This window comes from Tabrizicola sp., assembly GCF_030373185.1.
Lineage (GTDB): Bacteria > Pseudomonadota > Alphaproteobacteria > Rhodobacterales > Rhodobacteraceae > Tabrizicola.
This window is the reverse complement of sequence record NZ_JAUCZH010000006.1, coordinates 1-18176: the sequence shown is the minus strand read 5'-3', so window position 1 is coordinate 18176 and position 18176 is coordinate 1. Positions and strand designations below refer to the sequence as shown.

Annotated in this window: 14 protein-coding genes; 12 read left to right on the top strand and 2 right to left on the bottom strand. The window is 64.2% G+C overall.

Features of this window, described 5'->3' with window-relative positions:
• Positions 1-300: 300 nt before the first annotated feature.
• On the bottom strand, positions 301-2001 hold the full coding sequence (gene ade / locus QUV21_RS12435; protein WP_300855326.1) for an adenine deaminase: 1701 nt from the start codon (positions 1999-2001) through the stop codon (positions 301-303).
• Positions 2002-2074: 73 nt separating this feature from the next.
• Between ade and QUV21_RS12430 the strand changes: the two genes are divergently transcribed.
• Positions 2075-2995: a DMT family transporter gene (locus QUV21_RS12430; RefSeq protein ID WP_300855325.1), complete on the top strand. Its 921-nt coding sequence runs from the start codon at positions 2075-2077 to the stop codon at positions 2993-2995.
• A gap of 110 nt (positions 2996-3105) precedes the next feature.
• Here the strand turns inward: QUV21_RS12430 and QUV21_RS12425 are convergent, their stop codons facing one another.
• Entirely contained in the window at positions 3106-4254 is a 1149-nt protein-coding gene (locus tag QUV21_RS12425) for an ROK family transcriptional regulator (RefSeq protein WP_300855628.1), read from the bottom strand.
• Positions 4255-4589: 335 nt separating this feature from the next.
• On the opposite strand from QUV21_RS12425, the gene QUV21_RS12420 reads away from it, so the two are divergent.
• The 11 genes from QUV21_RS12420 (at position 4590) to QUV21_RS12370 (ending at position 17584) form a co-directional block, all read left to right on the top strand.
• Positions 4590-5567, top strand: coding sequence for a sugar ABC transporter substrate-binding protein (locus QUV21_RS12420; RefSeq protein ID WP_300855627.1), 978 nt, complete (start codon positions 4590-4592; stop codon positions 5565-5567).
• 138 nt (positions 5568-5705) lie between these two features.
• Complete coding sequence (locus tag QUV21_RS12415) at positions 5706-6782, top strand: ABC transporter permease (protein WP_300855324.1); 1077 nt, start codon at positions 5706-5708, stop codon at positions 6780-6782.
• Entirely contained in the window at positions 6782-7558 is a 777-nt protein-coding gene (locus QUV21_RS12410; RefSeq protein ID WP_300855323.1) for an ATP-binding cassette domain-containing protein, read from the top strand. The genes QUV21_RS12415 and QUV21_RS12410 overlap by 1 nt, the downstream gene beginning before the upstream one ends.
• Before the next feature lie 602 nt (positions 7559-8160).
• Positions 8161-10998 carry a monovalent cation/H+ antiporter subunit A gene (locus tag QUV21_RS12405; RefSeq protein WP_300855321.1) on the top strand — a complete coding sequence of 946 codons (2838 nt, stop codon included), beginning with the start codon at positions 8161-8163 and terminating at the stop codon, positions 10996-10998.
• The gene (locus tag QUV21_RS12400; protein ID WP_300855320.1) at positions 10998-11348 is read left to right on the top strand and encodes a Na+/H+ antiporter subunit C; all 351 of its coding nucleotides are present in this window, start codon (positions 10998-11000) and stop codon (positions 11346-11348) included. The genes QUV21_RS12405 and QUV21_RS12400 overlap by 1 nt, the downstream gene beginning before the upstream one ends.
• On the top strand, positions 11345-12850 hold the full coding sequence (locus QUV21_RS12395; RefSeq protein WP_300855319.1) for a monovalent cation/H+ antiporter subunit D: 1506 nt from the start codon (positions 11345-11347) through the stop codon (positions 12848-12850). The genes QUV21_RS12400 and QUV21_RS12395 overlap by 4 nt, the downstream gene beginning before the upstream one ends.
• Positions 12851-12853: 3 nt before the next feature.
• Positions 12854-13345, top strand: coding sequence for a Na+/H+ antiporter subunit E (locus tag QUV21_RS12390; RefSeq protein WP_300855318.1), 492 nt, complete (start codon positions 12854-12856; stop codon positions 13343-13345).
• Entirely contained in the window at positions 13345-13614 is a 270-nt protein-coding gene (locus QUV21_RS12385; protein ID WP_300855626.1) for a K+/H+ antiporter subunit F, read from the top strand. Before QUV21_RS12390 ends, QUV21_RS12385 begins: the two co-directional genes overlap by 1 nt.
• Positions 13611-13988, top strand: a complete 378-nt coding sequence (gene mnhG / locus QUV21_RS12380) for a monovalent cation/H(+) antiporter subunit G (protein WP_300855317.1) — start codon at positions 13611-13613, stop codon at positions 13986-13988. The genes QUV21_RS12385 and mnhG overlap by 4 nt, the downstream gene beginning before the upstream one ends.
• 103 nt (positions 13989-14091) lie before the next feature.
• A complete protein-coding gene (gene deoC, locus QUV21_RS12375) occupies positions 14092-15081 on the top strand; it encodes a deoxyribose-phosphate aldolase (RefSeq protein ID WP_300855316.1) in 990 nt (329 codons plus the stop codon).
• Positions 15082-15244: 163 nt separating this feature from the next.
• Positions 15245-17584: an aldehyde dehydrogenase family protein gene (locus QUV21_RS12370; protein WP_300855315.1), complete on the top strand. Its 2340-nt coding sequence runs from the start codon at positions 15245-15247 to the stop codon at positions 17582-17584.
• The last annotated feature ends 592 nt before the right edge of the window (positions 17585-18176 follow it).

Sequence of the window (18176 nt, the reverse complement as noted above, 5' to 3'; positions counted from 1 at the left end):
GGGTAGTGAAACTGAGTGATCCTATTATGAATGAAAATCAGCAACCTACCCGGCGTTGTTGCAGAACTCACGCTTGAGGCGTGACCTCCCCAAATATCCCACGGGGGTCCGGGGGTGTGAAACCCCGGGCCGCCAGCCAAGGCCACCACCCTTGCGGCCCCCACAGGAACCGCGAGCCCAAATCGCCTGCCTCCGTGGGAGAAGGCTGGGGTGGCAGGCACCCGTTAACAACAGGTAAACGCCCACACCCAACCCACTGGAATCAAACGCTGATCCAGACCCGTCCACCGTGGACACCCCTCAAGGCATCACCTCGAACCGGTCCACATCCACCATCCCCATATCGGTGATCTTCAGGTGCGGGATCACCGGCAGGCACAGGAAGGCCAGCTGCAGGAACGGCTCCTCCAGCACCACCCCCAGCGACCGCGCCGCCGCCCGCAAGGCAACCAGCTCCTCCCGCACCTCCTCGAAGGACAGCAGACTCATCAACCCCGCCACCGGCAGCGCGAGTTCCGCGAGCACCCGCCCCCCCTCGACCACGACAAACCCGCCCTCGATCTCCGACAGCCGCCCCACCGCCACCGCCATGTCCGCCGCATCCACCCCCACCACCGCGATGTTGTGGTGGTCGTGGCAGACGGTCGAGGCAATCGCCCCGCGTGCCAACCCGAACCCTTTCACAAACCCCGTGGCGATGTTCCCGTTCACCCCGTGCCGCTCCACCACCGCGATCTTCACCAGGTCGCGGGCCACATCCGGCCGCTTGTCCCCATCCAAGGGGGCGATATCAAAGGTCAGATGCTCGGTGATGATCTTGCCCGGCAATATCCCGATCACCGGCGTCTCCACTCGGTTCCCCCCGGTCCGGAACGACGCCGCCGTCACGACCGGCGCCGTCACGGACCGACGCGCCACCGGCTCCATCCGCCCCCGCACCGCAAAGGCCGCCTCATCAGCCACCACCCCGCGACACAGCACCAGCGAGGCATTGCACCCCTCCAAGCTGTCGATCACCGCGATATCCGCCCGCTTGCCCGGCGCGATCAGCCCCCGGTCCTTCAACCCGAACGCCTCCGCCGCACTCAACGACGCCGCGCGATAGACGGCCAAGGGCGCCGCCCCCAGACCAATCGCGGTGCGGATCATGTAATCCAGATGCCCATGCTCGCCGATATCCAGCGGGTTTCGGTCATCGGTGCAGAACGCAAGGTAAGGCGAGAACCTTTCTGTCAGCAGCCCAGCCAGCGCATGCAGATCCTTCGAAACCGACCCTTCCCGGATCAAGACCCGCATCCCCTTGCGCAGCTTTTCCAGACCCTCGTCGTAAGTCGTGGCCTCATGTTCAGTCCGGATCCCCGCCGAGATGTATCCGTTCAGGTCATTGCCCCGCAGCAAGGGCGCATGCCCGTCAATGTGGCGGCCCGCGAAGGCCTCCAGCTTGGCCATACAGCCGGGATCCTTCATCAAGACACCGGGGTAATTCATGAACTCGGCCAGCCCGATCACGCCGGGATGATCCATCAGCGGCACCAGATCCGCCGCCTCCAGCCGCGCCCCTGTTGTCTCCATATGCGTGGACGGCACGCAGGAGCTGAGATTCACCCGCAAGTCCATTACCAGCTGCGCGGCACTTTCCAGAAAGTAGCGGATGCCCGCCACGCCGCAGACATTGGCAATCTCATGCGGGTCGCAGATCGCCGTCGTCACCCCACGCGGAGTGACGCAACGGTCAAACTCATGCGGGGTCACCAGCGACGATTCCACATGCAGATGGGTGTCGATGAATCCCGGCGCCAGCACCTTGCCCGACACGTCAATCTCGTGCCTGCCCGTGTAGTGACCAAACACCCCGACAATCGTATCGCCGCAGATCGCAACGTCGGTTTCCACCAGATCACCGGTGATCAGATCAAAGACCCGGCCGCCTTTCAGCACCAGATCAGCTGGGGCAATCCCCCGGCCCTGATCAATTCTGTCCGACAAGTTGCGATGGGGCATGGCAATCTCCTTTCGGATAGGGAACCTTATGCGCGTCACCCCGTCCAGTCCGAAACCAAACCGGAACCCTCCAATGCGCCCCCTTCGCGGCATCGCCTTCAAGCTGGCGTCCGTCCTTGTGTTCATCGTCATGGCCTCGCTGATCAAGGCAACAGCGGCACATGTCCCGGCCGGTCAGGCTGTATTCTTCCGGTCGTTCTTCGCCATCCCCGTCATCGTGGTCTGGCTGATCTGGCGGCGCGAACTTGCGACCGGGCTGAAGGCAAATGCTCCGATGGGCCATGTCTGGCGCGGGGTCGTCGGCACGCTGGCCATGGGGCTTGGCTTTGCCGGTCTTGGCTACCTGCCCCTGCCCGAGGTCACGGCAATCGGCTACGCGGCCCCGCTTCTGACCGTCGTCTTCGCCGCGATGTTTCTGGGCGAGGACGTGCGCATCTTCCGGATCTCGGCCGTCATCCTTGGCATGGTCGGCGTGCTGATCGTCCTTGCCCCGCGCCTGTCGATCTCGCCCGATGCCGCAGGCACCGCCGAAGCCCTTGGCGCGATGCTGGTCCTTGGCGGCGCGGTCTTCGCGGCACTTGCGCAGGTTTTCGTCCGCAAACTGGTGAACACCGAAAAGACCGCCGCCATCGTCTTTTACTTCTCACTGACCGCCACCGTGCTGTCCTTGGTCACCCTGCCCTTCGGCTGGGTCTGGCCCACGCCCACGGAAACCGCCCTTCTGGTCACCGCCGGGCTGCTTGGCGGGCTTGGCCAGATCCTGCTCACCACCAGCTACCGCGAGGCCGATGCCTCGCTGGTAGCACCCTTCGACTATGCTTCCATGCTGTTTGCGCTGGGGATCGGCTACTTTGTCTTTGCCGAAGTGCCGACCCTGACAATGCTGGCCGGTGCTGCGCTGATCGTGGTGGCGGGCATCCTGATCATCTGGCGTGAACGCAAGCTGGGCATCGAGCGCGCCCGGCAACGCAAGGCCATGACTCCACAGGGCTAAGCCAGCGCCAAGCCCGGAATTCAAATCAGCTTGCGCTTCCTCTCTGCACAAATATCCCACGGGAGGTCCGGAGGGTGTGAAACCCTCCGGGGCCAGCCACAGGCGCGGCCTTACCCCTCGCGCGCTGCGGCGTTCTGGTCCATCAGATAGCGCTGCGACAAGGGAATCGCTGCCGCGCCCAAAGCGCGCGCTTCGGCACCCACGCTGCCCGCCCGGATTGCGGGCGGCTCAACCCCCGACAGATCCAGACGGTAAAGCGCGGCTTCAGTCCGCCGCACCACCTCGGCCCGCACCGTGGCAGGCATCCAGCCGTCGATCAGAACCGCCTCGATCTCCAGAAGCGCCGCCGCACTCAACGCGGCGCTGGCCAGACCTTCGGCGGCACTGTCCAGCCATGCCGACAGGATCGGTTCCGGCACATCCCAACGGTCCGGGCGTTCCCAAAGCTGGTCAGAGGACAGACCCGCCGCCTCCATCCGCGCCGCCAGCACAGACATCGAGGCCACCGAAAGCAGACGGTGCATCCGCCCGTCCGGCCCCGGGACCGGCATCGGGCCGACCCCCGCGGCATTGCCGCCGCGCCCGGTGAAAAGCTGGCCGTTCAGCACCAGCCCGCCGCCGATGAAATAGCCAAAGTAGAAATACAGGAAATCCTTCGGCCGCTCGCCGGTCCCGAACACCAGTTCGGCCCCGCAAGCGGCGGTCGCGTCGTTCTGGACATGTACTGGCATCCCCGCCAGCGCGGTCAGTTCGCCCTGAATGTCGCGGTCGCGCCAGGCGTCCATTTCCGATTGCGGGGCGCCAATGTCCTGCACCCACGCCCAAAGCTGAAACGGCATCGCCACGCCCATCCCGCCGATACGGTCGCGCTGGTTGGCGGGCAGTTGGGCCGCCAGAACCGGCAGCGCCTCGGCGACAAAATCCATCACCGCGTCCGGGGTCGGATAGCGGTAGACCCGCCGCCGCGCGCCCCGGACCCGGCCCAGAAAATCCACCAGCGCCAGATCCGCCGACCGCCGACCGATCTTCAGGCCAAAGAAGAATGCCCCCTCCGCGTCCAGCGACATCGGCACCGAAGGCTGACCGATCCGCCCCCGCACCGGTTCACCACGCAGCAAAAGCCCGTCCTGTTCAAGCGCGCGCATGATGACGCTGACGGTCTGCGCCGACAGCCCGGTCATCCGCGCGATGTCGGATTTCGCAAGCGCCCCGTTCTGGCGCACCAGACTAAGCACCAGCCGCTCATTATGCGCCCGCATCCCCGACTGATTGGACCCACGCAACCCAGCCGCATCGGGCGCGGCTCGGCTTTCGGGCAAGGGGTCCACAAACAATCTCAACGGTGCGGCCTTCAGGGTCATGGGCAGGAACTGACGGCAGAGTGCGTAACAAACGGGCGATCTGTCAATAATAAATCAGAGTGATTTAATTATCTTGACGTAGCAGAGGGAATCGGGTTTCTTCATCCCCGGCGCAGCGAAACTGCCAGACTGCGCGCAGTTTTACATACCGGGGCCAGGCTGCCCCGATCCTTGGGAGGACTACCATGAAATTCACCACCAAAGCCCTGCTCGGCGCGGCTTCTGTCGCCCTCATGTCCACCGCTCCGGTCTTTGCCGGCGGCCATGGCATCGCGGCCTGCCTGATCACCAAGACCGACACCAACCCCTTCTTCGTGAAGATGAAGGAAGGCGCCGAGGCCAAGGCCGCCGAACTGGGTGTGACCCTGAAATCCTACGCCGGCAAGATCGACGGCGACCACGAAAGCCAGGTTGCCGCGATCGAGGCCTGCGTGGCTGACGGTGCCAAGGGCATCCTGCTCACCGCCTCGGACACCAAGGCCATCGTCGACTCGGTCAAGGCCGCCCGCGACGCCGGTGTTCTGGTCATCGCGCTTGACACCCCGCTTGACCCGATCGACGCGGCTGACGCCACCTTCGCCACCGACAACTTCCGCGCCGGTCTTCTGATCGGCCAGTGGGCCTCGGCCACGCTGGGTGCAGAAGCCGCCAACGCCAGGATCGCCCTTCTCGACCTTGCCATCTCGCAGCCGTCGGTTGACGTCCTGCGCGACCAGGGCTTCCTGCAAGGCTTCGGCATCGATCTGGCCGACCCGAACAAGTGGGGCGACGAAACCGATCCGCGCATCGTCGGCAACGAAGTCACCGCCGGCAACGAAGAAGGCGGCCTGAAGGCGATGGAAGCCCTTCTGGCGAAAGATCCTGACATCAACGTCGTCTACACGATCAACGAACCTTCCGCCGCCGGTGCCTATGAGGCGCTGAAGGCCGCAGGCAAGGAAGGCGTGCTGATCGTTTCGGTCGACGGTGGCTGCCCGGGCGTGGCGGACGTGAAGGATGGCGTGATCGGAGCCACCTCGCAGCAGTATCCGCTGCTGATGGCCTCGCTTGGCATCGAAGCGATTGCGCAGTTCGCGGCGGATGGCACCATCCCGGCCCCGACCGAAGGCAAGGACTTCTTCGACACCGGCGTCGCCCTGATCACCGACAAGCCCGCAGCAGGCGTCGAGTCCATCGACACTGCCAAGGGCATGGAGCTGTGCTGGGGCTGATTAGCCCGACCCGGTGAAGGCCGCGGTTGATTTGCAGGCCAACACAGGCACAATCTGACAGGCAAGGGCGGCCATCGCGCCGCCCTTGGCATAAAGGCTCACCCAAAGGGCGGGCCGCTTTCCGGGGGGAATTGTCGCATGACCAATGACGCAAAGTCGGTTTCAAGCACCTATGAGGCGGGCCTGAAGGGCGCGACCGAAGCGGTAGCCGAGTTCCACGAGGACACAGGCGCGCTCAAGAAGCTGCAACACTGGCTGCACCAGACCCCCTCGGCGGTGCCGCTGATCGTCCTGATCGTCGCATTGGTCATCTTCGGCTTCCTGTCCGAGAATTTCTTCAAGGCCACGACGCTTTCGACGATCCTGCAACAGATCGCCATCGTCGGCATCCTTGGCTGCGCCCAGTCTCTTGTGATCCTGACAGCGGGCATCGACCTTTCGGTCGGGGCCATCGCGGTCTTTTCGTCGGTTCTGATGGGGCAGGCCACCTTCCGCTACGGTGTTCCGGCGGAACTGGCCATTGCCATCGGCCTTGCCCTTGGCACAGCGATGGGGGCGGTGAACGGCGTGCTGATCGCCAAGCTGAAACTGCCGCCCTTCATCGTCACGCTGGGGACATGGCAGATCCTTCTGGCATCGAACTTCATTTTCTCACGCAATGAAACCATCCGGTCATCCGACATTTCAGCCCAAGCCCCCGCGCTTCAGCTTTGGGGCGGGTCGATCCAGCCTGGCGGGGTGAAGATTCTCTACGCGGTCTTCCTGATGATCGCGCTGGTCGCCGTCATGGCCTACGTCCTGCGCCATACGGCATGGGGCAGGCATGTCTATGCTACCGGGGATGATCCGCAAGCCGCCGAACTGGCCGGGGTGCCGACGCAAAAGGTGCTGATCCAGGTCTATGCGCTGGCTGGCCTCTTTTGCGCCATCGCGGGCTGGGTAATGATCGGCCGCTTCGGTTCGGTATCGCCCACCGCATCGACCGGCCAGCTTGGCAACATCCAGTCGATCACCGCCGTGGTGATCGGGGGGATCTCGCTCTTCGGCGGGCGCGGCTCGATTGTCGGCATGTTCTTCGGGGCGCTGATCGTCGGCGTCTTCGAGATGGGTCTGCGCCTTGTCGGCACCGACCCGCAATGGACCTTCTTCCTTATCGGCGCGCTGATCATCTTTGCCGTGGCCGTGGACCAGTGGATCAGAAAGGTGTCTGGCTGATGGAACCCATTCTCAAGGCGCGCGGGCTTTACAAGCGCTACGGCAAGGTTACCGCGCTCAACAACTGCGACTTCGAGCTTTATCCCGGCGAGATCCTTGCCGTGATCGGCGACAACGGCGCGGGGAAATCGACGCTGATCAAGGCCATCTCGGGCGCCGTGCAACCCGATGAGGGGCATATCTGGCTGGAAGGCAACGAGATCGCCTTCAAGACCCCGATCGAAGCCCGCGCGGCCGGGATCGAGACGGTGTACCAGACCCTTGCCATGTCGCCCGCGCTGTCCATCGCTGACAACATGTTCATGGGGCGGGAGTTGCGCAAACCCGGGATCATGGGGTCGGTTTTCCGCAAGCTGGACCGCGCGCGGATGGAAGCTTTCGCGCGCCAGAAGCTGAACGATCTTGGCCTGATGACGATCCAGAACATCAACCAGGCGGTGGAAACCCTGTCGGGCGGACAACGGCAAGGCGTGGCCGTGGCCCGCGCTGCCGCCTTCGGATCGAAGGTGGTGATCCTTGACGAGCCGACAGCAGCGCTCGGCGTCAAGGAAAGCCGCCGCGTGCTGGAACTGATCCGCGATGTCCGGTCCCGCGGCATCCCGATCATCCTGATCAGCCACAACATGCCGCATGTCTTCGAGGTGGCCGACCGCATCCATATCCACCGCCTCGGGTCGCGCCTTTGCGTCATCAAGCCGCAAGACTATTCGATGTCGGACGCGGTGGCCTTCATGACCGGGGCAAAACTGCCCGAAGGCGTGACCGAAGCCGCCTGACACCAAGCGGAGCCGCGTTCCGCGGCAAAGTCTTCAGGTCGCCTGCGCGGGCAAAGCCCGCTTGGCTCCAGTGGGCCAGGCGGCAAGGGCGCGTTGCGCCGCCCGCGCCTTGTGCGGGTGGTGGCGTCGGAAGCCTCCGGCGGGAGTATTTGAAAAGAGAGCAGCCGCCGCCTGGCCGGAACCTGCCCGGATGACTTGCTCTTTTCAAAAATACTCCCCGCGGAGCGTCCGACAGCGCCCCTGATCGACGCGGGCTGGTTGCCTATCCCCTGCAGGTCTCGCTACAGTGCGGCATTGCAGATCGGGATGTCTGGCCTTGTCCAGGGGGGTGGTTGAAGCCGATGAAGACTATCCGCGCACATCGGGAGGGAAGCCATTGGCCTGGCGACCGGAACCTGCCCCCTTCTGGCGGCGGTGCCGTGGCAACGCCGGACGCGGGGGCTCGATGCCCCCGTGGGCGGCACAGCCTTGCGAAATCCGGGCGCGAGGGGCTTGAAAGGCTTGACTGAAACCCCACATCGCCGGAAACCCGCCGCGACGCAAGCCCGCGCCACAGAGCGCATCGCCCAAGATCGCAACGCCACGACGAGGAACGCCTTCCCATGTCTTTAGCCCTGATCGCGGCCCTGCCATTCCTGGGCGCGCTTTTGCCCGGCCTGATGATCCGCGCCGGGCGGGATGCCTGCGCTGCCGTGACCGGGTCCGTCACTCTGCTGGCGCTGGTCCTTCTGGCGCTGAACGCGCCCACGGTGCTGGCGGGTGATGTGGTCCAGACCCGGATCGAATGGCTCCCGGCGCTTGGCCTGAACGCAACGTTCTTTCTTGACGGCCTTGGTCTGCTCTTTGCCGGAATGATCCTTGGCATCGGCCTTCTGATCATCATCTACGCCCGCTTCTATCTGGCGAAATCCGACCCGATGGGCCAGTTCTACACCTACCTCATGCTCTTTCAGGGCGCGATGGTGGGGATTGTCCTTTCCGACAACATCCTGCTTTTGCTGATCTTCTGGGAACTGACCTCGCTGTCGTCTTTCCTTCTCATCGGCTACTGGAAGCACCTGCCCGAGGGGCGGCAGGGCGCGCGGATGGCCCTGGCCGTCACCGGGGGCGGCGGGCTGGCGCTGATTGCCGGGATGCTGATCCTTGGCGGCATCGTCGGCAGCTATGACCTGACCGTGATCCTTGACAACAAGGAGCTGATCCAGGCCTCCGACTGGTATCTGCCTGCGCTGATCCTGATCCTGCTGGGCGCTTTCACCAAGTCGGCGCAGTTCCCGTTCCACTTCTGGCTGCCGCATGCGATGGCCGCGCCGACGCCGGTTTCGGCCTACCTCCACTCCGCCACCATGGTGAAGGCGGGGCTGTTTCTGATGGCGCGGCTCTGGCCGGTGCTGGCGGGAACGCCGGAATGGTTCTGGATCGTCTCGACCGCCGGCCTGATCACCATGGTCATGGCCGCCAAGATCGCCTTCTTCAAGGATGACCTGAAGGCGCTTCTGGCCTTTTCCACCGTCAGCCACCTTGGCCTGATCACCATGCTTCTGGGCTTTGGCACCAAGGCCGCCGCGACCGTTGCCGTCTTCCACATCATCAACCATGCCACCTTCAAGGCAGCCCTCTTCATGACCGCCGGGATCGTCGACCATGAGGCGCATACCCGCGACCTTCGCCGCCTTGGAGGTCTGCGCCACCTGATGCCGATCACCTTCGGCGTAGCACTTCTGGCCTCGCTTTCGATGGCGGGGATCCCGCCGCTGAACGGGTTCCTGTCCAAGGAACTCATGCTGGAGGAAGCCGCGCATACCGTCTGGATCACCCCTTGGGCCATGGGCGTTCTGGCCACGATCGGCGCGCTGTTTTCGGTCGCCTACAGCTTTCGCTTCCTTGCGCATGGCTTTCTTGGCCCGGTGCGCGACGATTATCCCCATACCCCGCATGACCCCGGCCCCGGCCTTTGGGGCGCGCCAGCCTTCCTTGTGGTGCTGGTCTTGCTGATCGGCCTCTTTCCCATGGTCACCGCCGCCTGGCTGGTTGACGCGGCGGCCAGCGCTGTCACCGGCGAGGCGGTGCAGTCAAAGATCACCCATTGGCACGGGCTTGAAGCGGCAGCGCTCTGGATGTCGCTCGCGGCGGTTGGCGGTGGCCTGATGGCGCTTGGCGCCTACCCGCGCCTGCGCGCCTTGTGGGACGCCGCCCCCCGCCCGGAAGCAAAGCGCATCTTCGACGGCGTGATCGAACCCTTGGCCGCCCTTGCCCGTGGGTTGACCGGACTGGTCCACAACGGCTCGTTTTCCCGCGCAGTAGGGGTGGCGGTGGTCGCCATCGCGGCGGCGTCGCTTTGGGCCTTCCGGGGCGGCGACCATCTGGCGGGAACGCGTGATCTCTTGCCGGTGGAACCTGTGGTCCTTGCGGTCTGGTTCGTGATGATGGTTGCGGCCCTTGCCGCCCCGTTCTTCCACCGCGACCGGGTGGTCGCGCTGGTGCTGATCGGTGTGGTCGGCCTTCTGATCGCGCCGATGTTTGCGCTTTTGTCGGCCCCGGACCTTGCGCTGACCCAGATCTCGGTCGAGGTGGTGACGATCCTCTTGATGCTGCTTGCGCTGAACTTCCTGCCCAAGGTCACTCCGGTCGAAAGCGCTCCGGCCCACCGGCTTGGTCATGCCGCGATTGCCGGGGTTGCCGGGGTCGGGGTTGGCTGGCTTGCATGGTCGATGATGATCCGCGCCCCGGCCTTCGACCCGATTTCCGCTTTCCACCTCGCCCAGTCCAAGCCGGGGGCGGGCGGGACCAACGCTGTCAACACCATCATCGTGGACTTCCGCGGCTATGATACCTTTGGTGAGATCATCGTCCTCGGGATCGCCGCGCTGGTGATCTATGCCCTTTCGGAAACCGTGCTGCGCAGCCCGTCCGTGACGCGCCGCCTTGCCACCTTCGTTCCCGAAAAAGAGGCTGGGGACCGCCACCCGATGATGCTGGTCGTATCCACCCGCCTTCTGTTGCCGATGGCGATGATGGTGGGTGTCTACATCTACCTGCGCGGCCACAACATGCCCGGCGGCGGGTTTGTGTCCGGCCTTGTCTTCGCCATCGCCTACCTCATGCAATACATGGCCTCGGGCTATGTCTGGAGCCATGCGCGCCAGCGCTATGACCACCATGCCCTGATTGGCTGGGGCGTGCTGATCGCCTCGCTGGCGGGGGTGGGGTCATGGGCCTTCGGTGCGCCGTTCCTGACCTCGGCTTTTGAATACGTCCATCTCTGGCCGCTGGAGGAATTCGAGCTTGCGACTGCCGTGATCTTTGATCTGGGCGTTTTCCTTTGCGTGCTGGGCGCGATCCTGCTGGCGCTGGCATCGTTGTCGCGTCTGGCGCTGCGCACCGGGGAATCGGCGAACACCCGCGCCTTCGACATTGACCCAAGCGAAGGAGGCCGCTGATGGAAGCGCTGGTTGCATCGGCCATCGGCATGTTCACTGCCGTCGGCATCTATCTGATCCTGCGGCTTCGCACCTTTCCGGTGATCCTTGGGCTGACCTTCCTCAGCTACGGGGTCAACGTGTTCCTGTTCACTGCGGGCAGGCTGGCCACGAACCGCGCGCCGATCATCGGCACCGGTGAGGTTTACGCCGACCCCTTGCCGCAGGCGCTGGTCCTGACGGCGATCGTGATTTCCTTCGGGATGACGGCTGTCGTCATGATGATGGCCATCGGCGGCCATCTGGAGGCCGGGCATGACCGGGTGAACATGGCCGCCGGTGATACCGACACGGCGGAGGACAAGGCATGAACCACTGGATCATTGCCCCGGTCGTGCTGCCCTCGCTGGTTGGCGCCCTGATGATCATCACGATGCGCGGCGACCTTCTGCTGCAACGCGTCGCCAATGTGGCCGCCATTCTGGCGCTGAACGCCATCGCGCTGGCGCTGCTGTGGTCGGCCACTACCCATGGCCCCGAGGCTTACTTCCTTGGCGACTGGCCCGCCCCGTTCGGGATCGCGCTGGTTCTGGACCGGCTCTCGGCGATGATGGTCGCCCTGCTGGCGGTGCTGGCGCTGGCGGTGGTGCTTTACGCCATCGGATCAGGCTGGGACAGAAAAGGCGCGCATTTCCACCCGCTTCTGCAATTTCTGCTGATGGGGATCGCCGGGGCCTTCCTGACCGGCGACGCCTTCAACCTGTTCGTCTTCTTCGAGGTGCTGCTGATCGCCTCATACGGCCTGATGATCCACGGCGGCGGGGCAACCCGCACCCGGGCGGGCATTCAGTATGTGGCCTTCAACCTGTTCGGCTCCTCTCTGTTCCTGATCGCGCTCGCGCTGATCTACGGGGTGACCGGCACGCTCAACATGGCCGATCTTGCGGCAAAACTGCCTGACCTGCCCGAAGGCGATACCGCCCTTCTGCGCGTGGCGGCGGTGATGCTGATCATGGTCTTCGCGATCAAGGGCGCGCTGGTGCCGCTCCAGTTCTGGTTGCCCGGCACCTATGCCAACGCACCCGGCGTGGTCGCGGCGATGTTTGCTGTAATGACCAAGGTCGGCGCCTATGCTGCGCTGCGCTTTGGCACGCTGGTCTTCCCACCCGACCTGCCCGCAACCGGAGACCTTCTGTCCAGCCTGATCCTGCCTGCGGGCCTTGTGACGCTGGTGGTGGGCGCAGTCGGCGTGCTTGGCGCGACCACCCTGCCCCGGCTGGTGGCCTTTGGCGGCATCGCCTCGATGGGGACTGCCTTTGTTGCGATTGGCGCCTTCACCCCGCAAACCACGGCGGCGGCGCTTTACTACATGGTCCATTCGACCCTTGCGACGGCCATTCTGTTTCTGGTGGCCGATCTGGTCACCCGCCGCCGCACCCATGCCCGGCTGGACGACACCGCCCCCCCCATTGCGCAAGCCGGGCTGATCTCGGCGCTGTTTCTGGCCGGAGCCGTCGCCATGGCCGGCATGCCGCCCCTGTCAGGCTTCATCGGCAAGCTGCTGATCCTTGACGCCTTCCGCGCCCAGACCGCGCTGGTCTGGTCGGTGGTGCTTGGGTCGTCCTTCCTGATGATCCTCGGCTATGCCCGCGCCGGGTCGCGCCTGTTCTGGAAGGCCAGCGCCCTTGAAGCCCAGCCAGAAGACCCGCGCGCAGACGGGCTGGCCTTCACCGCCACCTTCGGCCTTCTGGCCGCACTCGTCGCGCTGACGGTCCTTGCCGGGCCGATCACCGACTGGATGGCCGAAACCGCCCGAACCTTGCACGCCCCCGAAAGCTATATCGCCGCCGCGCGCCTCGGACAGGAGGGTTAAGCCATGCTCAGACGCCTCTTCCCCCACCCCTACCTGACGCTGACGCTGATTGTGCTGTGGTTCCTTCTGGTCAACCAGATCAAGGTCGGCAGTCTGGTGATGGCAGTGTTCCTTGGCACCATCCTGCCGCACCTCACCTCGGCATGGTGGCCCGACCGGCCCATCATCCGCCGCCCGCTCGGCCTTCTGGCCTATACGGCGCTGGTGATGTGGGATGTGATCGTGGCCAATTTTCAGGTCGCACGGATCGTGCTTTTCATGCCCAAGGCCAAGATCCGGTCGGCTTGGGTGACGATCCCCCTCGACCTGCGCTCACCCGAGGCGATCTCGCTTCTCGCCGGCACCATCACCATGACCCCCGGCACCGTCAGTTCCGACATGTCGGCCTGTGGCAAGGCGCTTCTGGTCCATTCCCTGCATGCCCCCGACCCCGACGAGGTGCGCGACACCATCAAGGCCCGCTACGAGGCCCGTTTGAAAAGGATTTTCGAATGATCCTGACTTATGCCCTGATCTTCATGCTGGGCTGCATCGGCCTTGCCCTGCTCCTCAATCTGGTGCGGCTCTTCAACGCCCCCACGATCACCGACCGCATCCTGACGCTTGACACCATCACGGTAAACGCCATCGCACTGGTGGTGCTTTACGGGGTCTGGTCCGGCACCGGCCTTTACCTTGAGGCGGCGGTGCTGCTGGCGCTGACCGGCTTTGTCGGCACCGTGGCCTATTGCAAATACATCCTGCGGGGGAGCATCATCGAATGACCCAGACCTTTGAACTGGCGGTAGAGCTTTTCCTTGCGGCAATCCTTGTCGGCGGCGGCATCTTCGCGCTCGTTGGCAGCTACGGCCTGCTACGCCTGCCCGAACCGATGCAGCGCCTGCATGCGCCCACCAAGGCCACCACGATCGGGGTTGGCGCGGCCCTTCTGGTATCGGCGCTGGACATGCTGCCCCAAGGCGGCGGCATCAGCTGGCAGGAACTTCTGATCACCATCTTCCTGCTCTTGACCGCGCCGATCACGGCGCTGTTTCTGGCAAAGACCCTGCTTTTGCGCCACGAAGACCCCGCCACCCTGCCAGAGACCGGCACCGGCCACCCCTGGGCCACCTTGGGTGAGGAACGCCCCGATCCATGAAATTTGACCACACGGTCAATTTTCGCCAAGCCCACCCCTTGCCCGCCCGCGCCGCGCATGGCATCGTCGCCGGGATCACTTGGCTGGGCGGAGGGGGATCCCGATGGAAACGCTGACACCACCCGCACAGGGCCTTCTGCCGCAGGTTACCCATGCCCGCAATCCCGGCATGGCACTGGATCTGGACTGGGTGGCCGCCGTCCAGGCCAACACCTCCGCCATCGAACGCCGCGCCGCCTCCTTGCCCGGCCGACGCTCGGTGAAAAAGGAATTTCAGGCCGCCTGGCTTTTGAAGGCGATCAGCCTCATCGACCTCACCACCCTTTCGGGCGACGACACGACCGGTCGCGTCCAGCGTCTGTGTGCCAAGGCCCGCCAGCCCGTCGCACCCTGGATGCTGGAAAAGCTGGGGATGCAGGGCCTCACCACCGGCGCAGTCTGCGTCTACCACGAGATGGTCGAAACCGCCGTCCGTGCTTTGGAGGGGACCAGCATCCCCGTCGCCGCCGTCTCCACCGGCTTTCCCGCAGGCCTGTCGCCCTACAAACTCCGCATCATGGAAATCGGCGAAAGCGTCCGCGCCGGGGCGCGTGAGATTGACATCGTCATCTCCCGCCGCCACGTCCTGACACAAGACTGGCAGGCCCTTTACGACGAAATGGCGGAAATGCGCGCAGCCTGCGGCGATGCGCATGTGAAAGCCATCCTCGCCACCGGCGAACTTGGCACCCTCAGGAACGTCGCCCGCGCCAGCCTCATCTGCATGATGGCCGGGGCCGATTTCATCAAGACCTCGACCGGGAAAGAGGGCGTCAACGCGACGCTCCCCGTCAGCCTCACCATGATCCGTTGCATCCGCGACTATGAGGCGCGCACCGGCTTCAAGGTCGGCTACAAGCCCGCAGGCGGCATCGCCAAGGCCAAGGATGCGCTGGTCTACCTTGCCTTGATGAAAGACGAACTCGGCCACGCCTGGCTGCAACCCGATCTCTTCCGCTTCGGCGCCTCCAGCCTCCTCGGCGACATCGAACGCCAACTCGAACACCACCTCACCGGCAACTACTCGGCCGGCTTCCGTCACGCGATGGGCTAACCCCCATGCCCCCATTTGCTCTTTTAAAAAATACTCCCGCCGGAGGCATCCCGAGCCGTTGCGCGTCCTTCACGCGCAAAAGGCGAGACAAATGGTTTGCGGCGCAGCCGCTCAATCTGAAAACCGCCCCCACCCGCGCGACGGCCAGTCAGGACAAACGCCCATGACCATAAAGGAAATCTTCGACAGCATGGCCTACGGCCCCGCCCCCGAATCCGCGTCCGAGGCGCTGGCATGGATCGCCAAGCACAACGGCACGTTCGGCCACTTCATCGACGGCGGCTTCACCAAACCCGGTGCCAGCTTCACCACCACCAACCCCGCCACAGGAAAACCCCTCGCGCAGATCGCCCAAGGCACCCCCGACGACGTTGCAACGGCCGTCCAGTCCGCCCGCCGCGCCCAACCGAAATGGGCCAAACTCCCCGCCCACAAGCGCGCGCAATACCTTTATGCGCTGGCCAGACTCACCCAGAAACACGCCCGCCTCCTCGCCGTGCTGGAAACCCTCGACAACGGCAAACCGATCCGCGAGTCGCGCGACATCGACATCCCCCTCGTTGCCCGCCACTTCTCCTACCACGCAGGCCTCGCCCAGCTCCTTCCCTCCGAACACCCCGACCTGACACCGCTGGGCGTCTGCGGAGCCATCATCCCCTGGAACTTTCCGCTCCTGATGCTCGCCTGGAAGGTCGCCCCGGCGCTGGCCGCTGGCAACACCATCGTCCTCAAACCCGCCGAATACACCCCCCTCACCGCCCTCCTCTTCGCTGAAATCTCGCGCGAGGCGGGCCTGCCCAAGGGTGTGCTCAACATCATCACGGGCGACGGCAGCACTGGTGCCGCGCTGGTAGACGCCGAAGTCGACAAGATCGCCTTCACCGGCTCCACCTCCGTCGGCAAGCGCATCCGTCAGGCCACCGCAGGCACCGGCAAGGCCCTCACCCTCGAACTCGGCGGCAAATCCCCCTACATCGTCTTCGACGACGCCGACCTCGACAGCGCGGTCGAGGGCCTCGTCGATGCGATCTGGTTCAACCAGGGCCAGGTCTGCTGCGCCGGCTCCCGCCTGCTGGTGCAAGAAGGCATCGCCCCCCGCTTCTACGCCAAACTGAAACACCGGATGGACGGCCTCCGCGTCGGAGACCCCCTCGACAAGGCCATCGACATCGGCGCCATCGTCGACCCGATCCAACTCGACACCATCACTCGCCTCGTGCGCGAAAACCCCGAGGGCGACCATTACCAGGCCCCCTGCCCCCTTCCCGCGCACGGCTCCTTCTACCCCCCCACCCTCATCACCGGCCTCGGCACCGCCTCCCCCCTGATGCAGGAAGAAATCTTCGGCCCCGTCCTCGTCGCCATGACCTTCCGCACGCCCGAGGAAGCCGTCGCCCTCGCCAACAACACGAAATACGGCCTCGCCGCGACCCTCTGGACCGAGAACATCAACCTCGCCCTCGACATCGCCCCCAAACTCAAGGCCGGAGTCGTCTGGGTCAACGCCACCAACCTCTTCGACGCAGCCGCAGGCTTCGGGGGCGTCCGCGAATCCGGCTTCGGGCGTGAGGGCGGATGGGAGGGCCTGATGGCCTACCTCAAGCCCGCCGCCAAACCCGCGACCCTCAAACCCGTCACCACCCCAGCGGCCCCGCAAGACCCACAAGTCGACACAATCGACCGCACCGCCAAGATGTACATCGGCGGCAAACAGGCCCGCCCCGACTCGGGCTACTCGCAGCCCGTCTTCAGCCCCAAGGGCAAACTCCTCGGCCATGTCGGCATCGGCAACCGCAAGGACATAAGGAACGCGGTCGAGGCCGCCCACGCCGCCAAAGGCTGGGCCAAAACCACCGCCTACAACCGCGCCCAGGTTCTCTACTTCATCGCCGAAAACCTCTCCGCCCGCGCCGCCGAGTTCGCCAACCGCCTCCAGGACCTCACCGGCAAACCCGGCGCAGCCGAGGTTGACGCAAGCATCCAGCGCCTCTTCACCTACGCCGCCTGGGCCGACAAATACGACGGCCACGCCAAATCCGTCCCGATCCGCGGTATCGCCCTTGCGATGAACGAACCCACCGGCGTGATCGGCGCGCTCTGCCCCGATGAGGCCCCCCTCCTCGGCCTCATCTCCCTCATGGCCCCCGCCATCGCGATGGGCAACACCGTGGTCCTCGTCCCCGGCACCGCCCCCCTGTCAGCCACCGACTTCTACCAGATTCTCGACACCTCAGACGTCCCCCCCGGAGTCGTCAACATCGTCACCGGCCCGGCGCAAGACCTCGCCAAATCCCTCGCCGGCCACATGGACGTCGACGCGGTGTGGAGCTTCTCCTCCCACCCCCTCTCCGCCCTCATCGAGCGCGAGGCCGCCGGAAACCTCAAACGCACCTGGGTCAACCACGGCAAGGCGCGGAACTGGATGGGCCCCGAGGGCGAAGGCCGGACGTTCCTGTCCCACGCCACCGAGGTCAAGACCGTCTGGGTGCCGTATGGGGAGTGACCAGTGGGTCGGGTTTCCTTCGGGCTCGTCAATTTCTGTGCTTTGAGCATGTAGTCTATCGCTCTTGATAGAAGAGTCGTTCTTCTCCACACTGCTGCCAAGACGTTTTTTGGAGCAGTGACATCTTATGAGCGATTCAGCCGACCAAGCAGTTATCGCGACACCACATGCAATTACTGTTGATTTCTACTCAAGGAAGGGGAATCGAGAAGAAATTCTCATTAATTCAACGGACCCGACACAGCAACTAGAGGGCAAGTCGCGTTGGTTCACTTACGTTTTCGTTCGGCCTGTTTATCTAACAGAGATCGAAGTTAAAACGGACGGATACAGTAGCTATGATAAATTTGAGATCATTGTCGATCATGTCGATGGCACAACCCACGATGAGAAACTTCAATTAAACGTTGGCTCAGTTTCTCTCCGCCTTGCAAAAATGTGCAACGGGTTTCGGTTCAAACCTCCAAGCAAAATAATAGCGGACACAAAACTACTAAGTGTAGTAACAACCGGGTTCACTGAGGAAGAATTCCATAGACTAGGGTCAGGACTCGTTCTTGTTTCATAGCCAGAACATGACGGTTGCGGCGAG